The organism is Pseudomonas sp. LG1E9 (genome assembly GCF_003290225.1).
Taxonomy (GTDB): domain Bacteria; phylum Pseudomonadota; class Gammaproteobacteria; order Pseudomonadales; family Pseudomonadaceae; genus Aquipseudomonas; species Aquipseudomonas cyclaminis.
In genome coordinates this window covers 5,588,067-5,600,265 of sequence record NZ_CP029983.1, presented here as the reverse complement: position 1 = coordinate 5,600,265, position 12,199 = coordinate 5,588,067, and the positions used below count along the sequence as shown (strand labels likewise).

Genomic DNA, 12,199 nt, shown 5'->3' with positions numbered 1-12,199 from the left:
AGAATCCACGCCCTTTTATGACACCCGCTTCCTGGGGCCTACGCGTTGGCGGGGTTTCTTGAAGTGCCTGACGGAGGCGGACAGCCTGTTTAGCTGTTACGCCCGTGGCGACTATGCAAGACACATTACGCATCACCGAAGTTTTTTACTCGTTGCAGGGTGAAACGCGCACCGCCGGCCTGCCCACAGTATTTGTGCGCCTGACCGGCTGCCCGTTGCGTTGCCAATACTGTGACAGCGCCTACGCCTTCAGTGGCGGCACCGTGCGCACTCTTGACGACATTCTTGAGCAAGTTGCCAGCTACCGGCCGCGCTACGTCTGTGTGACCGGCGGCGAGCCCCTGGCCCAGCCCAACGCCATTCCTTTGCTCAAGCAGTTGTGTGACGCCGGTTACGAGGTGTCCCTGGAAACCAGTGGCGCCCTGGATATTTCCGCGGTAGATCCGCGTGTGAGCCGAGTGGTCGACCTCAAGACCCCTGGTTCCAAGGAAGCGCACCGCAACCTTTACGAGAACATCGAACTGCTGACGCCCAACGATCAGGTCAAGTTCGTTATCTGTTCCCGTGAGGATTATGACTGGGCCAACTCCAAGCTGATCCAGTACGGCCTCGACCGCCGTGCCGGTGAAGTGCTGTTCTCCCCCAGCCACCATGACTTGAACGCACGCGATCTGGCCGACTGGGTAGTTGCCGATAACTTGCCCGTACGCCTGCAATTGCAGCTGCATAAATACCTGTGGAACGACGAGCCAGGGCGCTGAGATGACGGATCAAAAGCGTGCAGTCATTCTGCTGTCCGGTGGTCTCGACTCCGCCACGTTGGTGGCCATGGTCCGAGCACAAGGCTACAGCTGCTATTCCATGAGTTTCGACTACGGGCAGCGTCACCGCGCTGAATTGAACGCGGCTGCGCGTGTCGCCCGCGACCTCGGTGTGGTTGAGCACAAGGTGGTTGGCCTGAATCTGGGGGGCATGGGCGGTTCGGCCTTGACTGACAGCACCATCGGCCTGCCAGAGGCGCCCTCGGAAGGCATCCCCGTCACTTACGTACCGGCACGCAACACAGTGTTTCTATCCCTGGCCCTCGGCTGGGCCGAAGTGCTGAACGCCCGCGACATCTTTATCGGTGTCAACGCGCTGGATTACTCCGGTTACCCGGACTGCCGCCCGGAGTACGTCGAATCGTTCGAGCGCATGGCCAACCTTGCGACCAAGGCCGGTGTGGAAGGGCAGGGGTTTCGTATCCAGGCGCCGCTGCAAAACATGACCAAGGCCGATATCGTGAAGGCTGGCGTAGGACTTGGCGTCGATTACGCGCTGACTGTTTCCTGCTATCAGGCAGACGAAGGCGGTCGTGCTTGTGGGAAATGCGACGCCTGCCGACTGCGTGCAGAGGGCTTCAAAATGGCCGGAATTACGGACCCAACGCGTTATTTCTGATTTATTTCAAATAAGGTGTTGAATAATCCTTAGAAATCAGTATTATACGCGCCACCACACAGCGGGTCGTTAGCTCAGTTGGTAGAGCAGTTGGCTTTTAACCAATTGGTCGTAGGTTCGAATCCCACACGACCCACCATTTTTGGCGGTTTAGAAAATCCGGAAGGCCCACGCAAGTGAGGATTTCCGGGTTTTTTTTTGCCTGCGTTTTGGGGCTTACCTGCCGGTGCGCAATGCACCCAAGCTATACCAGCATTTGGCAAACCTCCCTGTTGACTCTCCTGTTACGGGCACACCCTATCCTGGCCGCTCGACTTTTCAGGATGAAGTGATGATGAGCAAGCGAGTACTGGTGATTCTGGGGCACCCCTCAACCGACAGTTTCTGTGGGGCATTGACCGACACCTATGTGAAGGCGGCCACAGAGGCCGGGCACGATGTGCGTCTGTTACGCCTGGATGCACTGCGGTTTGATCCAGTGCTGCATGATGGCTACAAACAGGTTCAGTTGCTGGAGCCCGATCTGCTCAAGGCCCAGGCCGATATCACGTGGGCTGAGCACCTGGCGTTTGTCTATCCCATCTGGTGGGGCGGAATTCCGGCCCTGATGAAAGGCTTCTTCGATCGGATATTCCTTCCCGGATTTGCCTTCAAGTATCGCGAAGGCAAAGCCTTTCCCGACAAGCTTTTGAAGGGGCGCACGGCCCACCTGCTGGTCACGATGGATACCCCGCCGTGGTACTACAAGTGGGTCTACTGCATGCCGGGCCTGCACCAGATGCGCAAGACTACCCTGGAGTTCTGCGGCATCAAACCTTTGAAGACCCTCACGTTCGGGCCGATCCTCGGTTCCGGCGACTCCCAGCGCGAAGCCTGGCTCAAGCAAGCCCAGGCTATTGCTTGCCGCTGACATAGCCGTTGCACAGCATCGCCTTGCAGCAGGCGATGCCGGCTTTATCCCTGCCAATTACACTGCCTTTTGCCACCTTCGGGTTTCCGACCCCGTAGACATGTGTGAAGATGCGGCGCGCCAAAGTACGCGCCTCTTCTGCGCCATAAAAAAGGACTTTTACATGTATATCGGCAAAGCTGCCCAGTTGTCGGGCACGACAGTCAAGACGATCCGCCACTATGAAGACATTGGTTTGCTGCCGCCGCCGGTGCGCGAAGGGAAGTATCGGGTCTATAGCCAGCAAAGCGTTGAGCTGCTGACGTTTATCAAATGCGCTCAGCAGTTGGGCTTCAAGCTCAAGGAAATGCAGGCGATCCTTCAGGATCACCGGGGCCAGGAGCTGCCGTGGGATTTGGCCAACCAGGCGATTGCGGATAAAAAGCTGGAACTGAAAAACCAGATCGAAGGCTTGCAAAGTATCTACGACGGCCTTGAACAGTTCGAGAGCAGCCTCAAGGACGCCCAGTATCAATGCCAGTTTGAACATCTTTCCAAAACGGCCTGAACGAACGTGCTGCATGACCTCATGAAGCGTTGTGTGCTGTTCGGAAACGCCGGCAACCCCTGGTTACTCAATGGCTATGGCCGGCGTCGTCCGTTCCAGCCTCTAGCTCAAGGCGCCCTCGCGTCCTGGGTGCTCGCGTTCATCAGTGCTCTGCTCGGGCACAATGGCTGCAAAGAACCACGGAGATATCAAGGTCACTAACAGGATGGTCATGACGCCGCTGGAGAAGAGGGCCAGCGCTACCAGTGTTCCCAAGTCAATGACCGGCTTGTAGGCGGAAAACAGCAGGGCAAGGAAGCCCACCGAGAAAATCACCACGTTGACCACTGTCGAACGCCCGACACTGTGCATCGCCGTCAGGATTGCCTCGTCCACGTGGATACCTTGCTGAACCAGCAGCTTGATGCGCGACAGCAGGTGCACCGCGTAATCCACCACACCCACGACCAGGAACGTCACCAGCGTCGTGCCGATATTCAGCTCGATGCCCAACAGGTACATAAAGCCATATACCGTCACCGACGTGGTCAGCAGCGTCAGCATGCCCAGAATGCCCAGCCGGACGGACTTCAGCCAGAACATCATCATCAGCGTGACCACCAGCAACGCGAGCGAGAAGCTCAGGACCTGGCCCTGGGTGATCTCGGCCAATATGCCGGTCCATATTTTTGGCGTACCGGCATGGGTAACCTGCAGATTGGCCGGCTTGTTTACCAGCAGCCAGGCGTCCAGGCGATCGAGCATGGCCTTGTAGTCGCTGGCCACCGAAGAGGTCATGGTGTAGAGCGTCAAGGCTTTGGAGTAGTCGGCATTCAGTACGTTCTGCAAGTCTGAACCACCGCCGTTCTCGAACATCATGATGTGTTGCTCGATAAGCGAGTTACCGTCGACCTCAAAGGTTTCCGCCTGCCCCTCATCGTTGACCGATGTCACCTGCTCCAGGGCCTGTGGGACCCGCAGGTACTCGGGGTTCATATCATTGAGCACCAGGTTCATGCGCTTGACGTAAGCCGCCACCGAATAGGTGTAACTGACGTTTGGCTGAGACTTGAGAAAATGATCGAGCTTGTCGAGGAACTGCACGGTCTCCGTGGTCAACGCCCCACGCGGGGTCTTGGTGTCGAACGCTATCCAGCCGGGGGACGTGCCCGCGATCCGGGAGCGGTTGATGAACTCATCGGACACGCGCACCGGGCTGTCTTTCTTGAAGTATGCGATGCCCGAGTCTTCGATATCGACCATGAAGGTAAACACCGTCATCAGTGCCAACAACGGCAAGCTGACCAGCAGCACCGGTTTGCGCCAGCGGATCAGGCGGGCACAGAAAGCTACCAGGTAGCGCGAGATGATCGACTCTTTGTGCACGGTTTTACGCGGCGGCTGATCTTTGCCCCAGATGGAAATCCAAGCCGGAATCAACAGCAGCGAGATGATCAGGGCGGCCGTCAGCCCGATGGACATGAACACCCCGAAGTTTCGGATGCTGACGATGTTGTTGGTGGTGGAGATCATAAAGGTGGCGATGGTGGTCACGGTGGTCAGCACCACCGGTACGACCATGCGGCGCATGGTCTCGCGGTTGGCCTCGCGGTACGTCTTGCCGGCATTGAGTTGCTCATAGTACTCAGCCATCACATGTATCGCGTCGGCGCAGCAGATGGTGAACAAAAATACCGGCAGCACACTGGTGAGCAGGTCGATGGGCACTTTTAACAAGGCCATCAGCCCCAGCGTCCAGATCGTGCAGAAGAGGATATTGAACAGCGGCAGGAACACACCCAGCGGCTTGCGAAAGAAAAACACCAGCATGGAAGTCACAAGCAGGAACACGATAGGAAACAGCAGCGCCAGGTCGTGATCGATGATCTCTTGTTGGGCTGCGATGAAGATCGGCGTCCCGGCAATAAACACTTCATCGGTGAATTGCGGATGTTTGCTCTGATAGTCCGCGACGATCTGGCGTACCTGCTGGTACGCCCGCAGTTGCGCCTGGGCGTCGTCCTGCTTGGTGCCCAGCTCGGCCACCACCACCGCGACTTTCTTGTCAGGGGAGACCACCCCGCCAACCATTTGCTCGTTGCCCATGATCTGCGCTTCGACGACCTGCGGGTCCATGTCCAGGCCGTGCAGGGTCTTGTGAATCCACAGTTCGCCATCGGCGCTCAGGCTGATGTTTTCCAGGTCGGCCATCGAGGCCATTTCCTGGATGGGGTTAATCCGCTCCGCCAGGAACGTCAGAAACTGCTGGTCTCGTTCTGCCCAGCCCTGGTTGCGGGCGTGATCGCGCAGAGCTTTGGCTTGGGCATAGTCGTTTTGGTTAAACCCGCCGCCGAGGATATCGCTGGCCAACAGTTGGGCGCGGCTGTCGTTTTCGTGCTGGCCGACAACACGGCGCAACTCGACTTCATCGTCGGCATTGGCCAGCATCAGCCGTCGAAGGGCCTGGGAGATTTCGAACTGCGCGTTGAGCGACTGCGTGTTAAATACACTGTGCGCATTGCTCTGGGCCACCATGACCGAGTCATAGGTGCCGGTGAACTCGTGCTGCAGGTCGATAATGGTTTTGCGCGCCGGGTGGCTTTCCTTGAGCAAGTAGGGGTTGGTGTCCGACATCAGCGAGCCGAGGGTATAGGTGAAGTAGGCCGTGATCGCCACCAGCACAAATACAATCGTGCGCGCATAGCGCTCAACGAAGTTCAGGTATCTTTCCATAGTTCAATCGGTTCCACGAAAGGCAGGCGCAGTATTCAGCGGGCGGATACGGCGAATTCAGGCAGGTCGCCGGTTTTCAGGCCGCGCTTGATTGCGGTCTGGTTGAACAGCCAATCGTCCAGTTCGACGTTGTACTGCAACTGGTTGAACCGCAGTTGGGAGCGCGTGCCGGCGATGAAGTCTTCGGTTTCGCTGAGGGTGATGCTGTCGATTTGATCGACCGTCTCGACTTTCAGCGTACGCATCTGCTTGAACATCACGCCTTTGACGTCGAAGAAATCCTGGCGCATGACCAGGTTGTTTTGCTTGTCGATCCACACCTTGAGCTGGTTGTAGCCAGTCTTGGCGAGAATCTGCGCAGACACCGGCGTGCGCTCGATGACGTAGCACTCGCGCCCGCCCATGCTCTCCTCGCCCACCAGTGTCTGGCGGTAGTCTTCGGCGCGGATCTTGTCCAAGTCCGCGTAGGAGTAATCGCTGCCCATAAACGCGCCACGCTTATCGGTGGTCGAGATCCGACGGGTCTGTCGGCTGACCGGCAGGTACATCCACTGGCTGTCCTCGGCATTCAGTGCTTCGTGGGGGTTTTCGATGTGGAAGGCGACGTTGCGCACATCGTTGGGCGCCGAGAAGTACATGGTGAACTTGTCACTGTCCGGGTAATCCTTTTGCAGGTAGCTGAACTCCCGCACCCGGCTATTGCCTTGCTTGTCGAGCAGGATCAACGACACCTGCGACATGAAACTCTTGCCGTCATTGCGGTCACGGGCCTGACGAATGATGTCGTCGGCGTTCGGGGCGGCCAATGCCCCCATGCTGGTCAGCATCAGGAGGCTGGCGGTCAAGACCTTGAGGGGCGGCAACATAGAATTTCCTTTTCTTGAAGAGGGTTTTATTGAGATCAGTTCAGGGCTCAGAACAGGTAGCCGGCGGACACGCGCAGTTGATCGCGTTGGCGGTACTGGCCAAAAGTGCGGTCTTCCTTGCCAAAAAACACATCCACCTCCAGGCCCAGCTTCAGCCAGTCCACTGGGGTGTAGGTGAAGATGCCTTGCAGCAAAGCGTCGTCTTTGGCAGGCGGTGACATGGCCAGGACCAGGCGGGACTTGAGGCGGTCACGCAGGTGATTGCCCTCGGCGGACAGGGTGAACAACGGCTGGCGTTTGTCCTGCACCATGCCCATTTGCCAGTCCAGTAACTGCTGCTCCTGCCATTGCACGGAAATCAGCCAGTTGCGCAGCAGGTAGTCGACCCCCAGCAATGACTTGAACATCGGGCTCTGGCTGCTGCCGTGGGTGCGGTAGGGGTTGGTGACGTGCCAGCGATCGAAGTAGGCCACCTCGCTGCGCACCACGAAGCTGTGGCCGGCATCGATCGCCAGGCCTGCGCCGCCCATGCTGTAACGTGGGAACTGGCGCTCCAGGAGCACGCGCTGATCGTCGGCGATGCCTTCGACCGCATACACCGGGTCCTGCTGGCGGGCGTTGAGGGCGACAAAACTGGCGTCCACCGAGCCGATCCTGCCGTTGGCGCTCATGCCATAGGAAAAACCTTTCTGCCCGCTGTAGTCCGGCTTCGAATCGATCACGAACAGGTCCGGGTCCGGGACTGCGAACAGCGGTGCGTCGAACTCGCTGCCCTGGGCCGGTGCCTGGTTTTTCAGGAAGTCGTTGATCCACAGGGCTTCCACTTCCCACTCGCCCACGGGCTGGGTCAGGCGCACCATCGGCACTGCGATGCGGCTGTCTTCAAGCAAGGCCGTGACCCCTTCGCGATAGTCGATGGGGTTGACCTGGTCCAGCACCCGCAGCTCGTCGGCGCGGCCCCAGACCACTTGCTGCCAACCTACGGTGACTTCACCGTCGCCCAGGTACTGGCCCCAGTAGAGGTGTCGCCAGTCGGCACTGAAGCGGTAGTCATCCCGTGCCTCCTGGCTGTAAGGGTTATGCCCGTCATAGCGCGCGTCGTAGCGCACCCGGCCCTTGGCCTTGTAGTAGCCGCTGTCCCAGTTGTCTTCCAGGTTGGCCTTGAAATACGCCGCCTTCTGGGTGACAGGATCGTCGCCGTGCAGGCGCAAGGCACTGGCCAGTCCTACTTCCGCATCGGCATGGGCGGGCAACAGGTCTGCACCGGCCAGTCGCGGCGCCAGCGATACCAGGCCGAGCAACAGGCTGCGCGTGAACAATGCTGTGCTCATGACTACATCCCCAACCCGGCGCCGCCATCGATCATCAGGCTCTGAGCCGTGACCCCGGAGGCCTCAGGGCTGACCAGGTAACGCACCATGGCGGCGACTTCATCGGCCTGGATAAAACGGCGCAAGGGCAGCTTTTTCTTGGCATTGCGCAGGATCTGCTCCTGGCTGATCCCGGCAATACTGGCTTGCGTTGCCAGCTCGCCCTGCAGCATCGGCGTATCGATCCAGGCTGGCAGAATCGCGTTTACGGTAATTCGGCGCGGCGCCAGGTCCAGTGCCAGAGCCTTGGTCAAGCCGATAATGCCGTGCTTGGAGGCACAGTACGCGGTGTTGCGGACCTTGCCGATGCGACCAAGGATCGACGACAAGTTGATGATGCGGCCGCGATCCGCCAGCAGTGGCAGGCACAGCGAGGTGACATAAAAGGTGCCGTTCAGATTGACGGAAATCACCTTGTGCCAGTTGTCCAGGTCCTCTGGTTCATTCTCGTTGCAGACCCCGGCGCTGTTGACCAGTACATCGATAAAACCGAGGCGCGCCGACAGGTCGTTGAATAACCCCTGCACGCTGGCAAGGTCAGCGATATCGACGCCATGGGTCTCGACGCTCGCGGCAAAGGTTGCGGCGCCGACCCAGTCCTGCAGCGATGCCACGTCACGGTCCACCAGGATCAGGCGGTGGGCCGGGTCGTTGGCGAAATGTTCCGCCACTGCCCGGCCGATACCGTTGGCGGCGCCGGTAATCAAAAACGTTCTGGGTGTATTCATGGCATTTTCAGCCCGCCGTTGACCGACAGCACTTCGCCGGTCACATAGGTTGCGCGCTCGGCGAGGTACAGCACGGCTTCGGCAATGTCCCCCGGCACGGCAAAACGCTTGATCAACAGTCGCGACTGTACTTCCTGCTCGTGGGTTTCGAGCAAGGCGGCGGTCATGTCGGTGCTGACGATTCCCGGTGCGACCGCGTTGACGCGGATATTGCGCGGTGCCAACTCAACCGCCAGGGCGCGTGTCAGTGCCTCCACACCGCCCTTGGCGGCGGCGTAGCTGCTTTGCCCTTTGCCAGGCTTTTGCGCAGCTACTGAACTGAGGTTGATGATGCAGCCTTGACGCTGGCGCATCATGCCGGGCACCACCTGCTGGCAGCAGAGCAGAGTGCCGATCAGGTTGGTCTGGATCACCGCGCAGATGGCCTCGGTGGAGAGTGTCGCCAGCAATCCATCGCGCGTGATGCCGGCGTTATTGACCAGCAGGTCGATGCGCTCGAAGCGCTGTTCAACCTGTTCGAAAAACACCTTGATGCTGTGGGCGTCACTGATGTCGCACTGCGCCGTGAAGCATTCGCCACCGAGCTTTTCGACTTCATCACGTACCGCCAGGGCCGCCGCCTCGTCACGCACGTAGTTGAACGCGACCTGGTAGCCGGCCTCGACCAGTGCCAGGACGACCGCTTTGCCGATGCCGCGACTGCCTCCGGTGACTACCGCTGTTTTAGAAGACATGGCCGTTCCTTAGAGTGAGTTGTGGGTCTTGAACTGCGCCAGGCCAAAGCCATGGATCGCCGCCAAGGCACGAATCTGCTGCACTTGCTCGCGGCTGATGTCGCCGTAGGAGTAATGCTGGGTGATCCCCGCCAGGCCCATGAGCACAGACTCGGCCATGCAGGCATACAACTGGCCCTGTTTCAGGTAGGCCCGCACATTCGGCGCCAACCCATCGTCGAATGGCGTCTGCACGATGCCGCCGTGCATGTACAGCACGTCGCTGCGCTGGCTATTGATCGCCTGATCAACGTTCAACGGCACGGCGATGTCACAGATCACGCTGTGTTCGGCAAAATGCCCGGCGTCGAGAAACGGCTGCGCCGCGTTTGCCGCACACAGGACGATGCGCGCCTGCTTGAGGGCATGCAGGTCATCGGTGACGGTAATGAACGCGTTGGCACCCAGTCGCTCCTGCACCAAGCGCGAGACCTGCAACCCCAGCTGTGTGCTGTTGCCGTATTCGCTCAGCAGTGCACGGATACCGTCGATTTTGAGCAGGCGCTGCGCCAGCAGATCCTCGGTGGCCGTGCCCTTGATAATCGAGCGGGCAGCGTCGGCGTAGATCAGTTGAGCGGTTTTTTCCAGGCGGCGTACCGAGCCATCGCGGCCGCTGCCGATCAGGATCAAGTGGTCGACCGTGGCTGACAGCAGCGACGCATAGGTCGACGCCACGTTGCCGGCCGCGCCGACCACGGCCGCCGTCTGCGCCTGCAGCTCCAGCCCCTGTTGCTTGCAGCCTTGCTCGATGGCTTCCAGGCCCATGCCGATGGTCAAGGCGTTGCCGGAGGTCAGCGCCATGTCCGGGATTTTCAGGGCCTGGCAGTTGTTGGTCACGATGGAGGTATACATACCCAGGCCCGCGACGCGGTAGCCATCGGCGCGGGCATCCAGGATGCGATTGCCGACTTCTTTGCGAATCACGTCGAGGTCGCCACTGATGATGTAGTCCGCCATGGCGTTGGAGTCCATGCACAGCGGGTACAACGTGAACTCCACGGCCATGCCCAATTGCGAGCGGATCACCACCGGGCCCACGGGGGCTGCCCGGCGTTCCGGCGCAGTGCGTTGCATGAACACACGTTTTTGCTCGGTGCTCAGTTGGCCCAGGGAAGGGTCGACATCACCGAGGATGTCGGCATCGATCAAATGATTGATAAAGGCCACGCGGGCGACGATGGGGGTGTCCTGCGGGGCATTGGCATGGGCGGTGACCTGGAAGCCGGTGTCGCGGGGCGCCACAGCGGGGATCAAGTCATGACAAATGGTGGCGGCCAGCGGGAATGCATCCCCGCGTTGCAACAAGTCACAGACCTTCTGCAAGGCTTTGATCAGCCCGTCGATCTCGGCGAAGCTGATGCAGGCGGGCGGTTCCAGGCGGATCACATTGGAGTTGCTGCCCGACGGCGCCACGCGCAGGGCTTCGAATTGCAGCAGGTAGCCGGCAATCAGGTAACCCAAGGCATCGTTGTATTGGGCCGACGCCTGTACCAGCGAGCTGTTGGTGCTCTGGTCGTGCAGTTCAATGCCGAGCAACAGCCCGCGACCTCGCACGTCGGCGATCACCCCGGGGTAGGCCGCCTTCAACTCAAGCAGCGAGGCCTTGAGGTATTCGCCCTTGGTGTGCACGTCCTTGAGCATCGCCTGGTCATCGGCGAACAGACGATTGAGCGCCGCCAGGGCGATATGGCAGGAGGCGTCGTCTTCGGCGAAGGTCGAGCTGTGGATATAGCTGAAGTCTTTCTCATAGTGGCTGCTGCGAATCACGGTGGCCGCAATCTTCATCAAGCCACCACCCAGAGCCTTGGACAGGCAGTAGTAGTCGCCTTGCAGATTGAAATGACTGCTGGCCAGGAAGGTGCCGGTACGACCGAAACCGGATTGCACCTCGTCGATGATCAGCGGGCACTGCTGCTCATTGCACAGGCGGCGCAGGGCTTTATAAAAATCGGCCGCGAACTCGATGATGCCGCCTTCGCCCTGAATAGGCTCCATCAATACGGCGGTGATTGCGCTGAACGCATCACGCTTGACCAGCAGTTGATCACCGCACCATTGCAGGTTCAGCCAATGGCGGGTGTGGCGCGCCGGCAGCTCCTGGAGTTGATGGGGTTGCTGGGGGTCAATGAACTCCACGTTCAGGCCGAAGCGCGCGAACGGCTGGCGATACTGTCGGCCATAGGTCAGTTGTACCGTGTTGACCAACTTGCCGTGAAAACTGCCGCGCAACGCGACGAACACCGGCTCGACGTGCAGCTCGGCGAGGTTGTGCTGACGCACCGCCTCAACCACCTGGCGCACCGTGGCCGTGGTCAGGTGGGCAGGCAGCAGGCCTGCCGGCAAGTCGAGGTCAGTCACATCCACTTCGCGGTAGGCGCGGTCGCTGGAGGTCAGTTGGGCCAGGGTAAAGTCCAGTTCGTCGAACTGGCGCTGCAGGTTTTTCTGGCGGCGAAACTCGGCGTGCTTGACGGCAATTTCTACTGCTTCGGCACCGCTGTTGGAAAAGGTCGAGATGTACGGTTCGTTGTTCTTCAATTCACGATTGAAGGCTTCGCTCAACGCGCGTCCCAGCGTACCGGCCGTGGCGCGGACCGACATCTGGGCGTTAAAAGGCACGTCATTGCGCAGCAGTGTGCAGAGCTGTTCGACAAACTGCGGGTCGTTATGGCCAAACAAGGCCGCGCCGTAGCCCCCGAGGAAATCGGTGACGGTCACTTCGTCACCTTGGCGGTTGCGGTAGAACAATTTGCTGCCCAGTGCCCGTTTGAACTCACACTCAAGCCCCAGGGCCTGAAGCAGATCGACAAACTTGGGGCGAACAAAATCACGGTAATCCATCACAGCCATGTCCTT

The 12,199-nt window shown here is 59.5% G+C and carries 10 protein-coding genes and 1 tRNA gene; 5 read left to right on the top strand and 6 right to left on the bottom strand.

Features of this window, described 5'->3' with window-relative positions; all coding sequences use genetic code 11:
- Positions 1–113: 113 nt before the first annotated feature.
- The 5 genes from queE (at position 114) to DNK50_RS25630 (ending at position 2,897) form a co-directional block, all read left to right on the top strand.
- Positions 114–761 carry a 7-carboxy-7-deazaguanine synthase QueE gene (gene queE / locus DNK50_RS25650; protein WP_099585498.1) on the top strand — a complete coding sequence of 216 codons (648 nt, stop codon included), beginning with the start codon at positions 114–116 and terminating at the stop codon, positions 759–761.
- A gap of 1 nt (position 762) precedes the next feature.
- Positions 763–1,440 (top strand): 7-cyano-7-deazaguanine synthase QueC, encoded by a 678-nt coding sequence (queC, locus tag DNK50_RS25645; RefSeq protein WP_112196605.1) that lies wholly within the window; start codon positions 763–765, stop codon positions 1,438–1,440.
- A 63-nt stretch (positions 1,441–1,503) separates the two neighbouring features.
- Positions 1,504–1,579, top strand: a tRNA-Lys gene (locus tag DNK50_RS25640).
- A gap of 192 nt (positions 1,580–1,771) precedes the next feature.
- Complete coding sequence (locus tag DNK50_RS25635; protein ID WP_065925899.1) at positions 1,772–2,350, top strand: NAD(P)H-dependent oxidoreductase; 579 nt, start codon at positions 1,772–1,774, stop codon at positions 2,348–2,350.
- Positions 2,351–2,513: 163 nt separating this feature from the next.
- Positions 2,514–2,897 (top strand): MerR family transcriptional regulator, encoded by a 384-nt coding sequence (locus DNK50_RS25630; RefSeq protein WP_074847541.1) that lies wholly within the window; start codon positions 2,514–2,516, stop codon positions 2,895–2,897.
- 102 nt (positions 2,898–2,999) lie between these two features.
- Here the strand turns inward: DNK50_RS25630 and DNK50_RS25625 are convergent, their stop codons facing one another.
- Genes DNK50_RS25625 through DNK50_RS25600 form a run of 6 tightly spaced genes read right to left on the bottom strand, consistent with a single transcriptional unit; the run spans position 3,000 to position 12,184 of the window.
- The gene (locus DNK50_RS25625; RefSeq protein ID WP_112196604.1) at positions 3,000–5,609 is read right to left on the bottom strand and encodes an RND family transporter; all 2,610 of its coding nucleotides are present in this window, start codon (positions 5,607–5,609) and stop codon (positions 3,000–3,002) included.
- Positions 5,610–5,644: 35 nt separating this feature from the next.
- Positions 5,645–6,475, bottom strand: coding sequence for an outer membrane lipoprotein-sorting protein (locus tag DNK50_RS25620; RefSeq protein ID WP_112196603.1), 831 nt, complete (start codon positions 6,473–6,475; stop codon positions 5,645–5,647).
- A gap of 47 nt (positions 6,476–6,522) precedes the next feature.
- The gene (locus tag DNK50_RS25615) at positions 6,523–7,806 is read right to left on the bottom strand and encodes a DUF1302 family protein (RefSeq protein WP_112196602.1); all 1,284 of its coding nucleotides are present in this window, start codon (positions 7,804–7,806) and stop codon (positions 6,523–6,525) included.
- Between the two features lie 2 nt (positions 7,807–7,808).
- Complete coding sequence (locus tag DNK50_RS25610; RefSeq protein ID WP_112196601.1) at positions 7,809–8,573, bottom strand: SDR family NAD(P)-dependent oxidoreductase; 765 nt, start codon at positions 8,571–8,573, stop codon at positions 7,809–7,811.
- Positions 8,570–9,307 carry a 3-oxoacyl-ACP reductase family protein gene (locus tag DNK50_RS25605; RefSeq protein WP_099585493.1) on the bottom strand — a complete coding sequence of 246 codons (738 nt, stop codon included), beginning with the start codon at positions 9,305–9,307 and terminating at the stop codon, positions 8,570–8,572. Before DNK50_RS25605 ends, DNK50_RS25610 begins: the two co-directional genes overlap by 4 nt.
- A gap of 9 nt (positions 9,308–9,316) precedes the next feature.
- Positions 9,317–12,184 (bottom strand): aminotransferase class III-fold pyridoxal phosphate-dependent enzyme, encoded by a 2,868-nt coding sequence (locus DNK50_RS25600; protein WP_112196600.1) that lies wholly within the window; start codon positions 12,182–12,184, stop codon positions 9,317–9,319.
- Positions 12,185–12,199 lie beyond the last annotated feature (15 nt).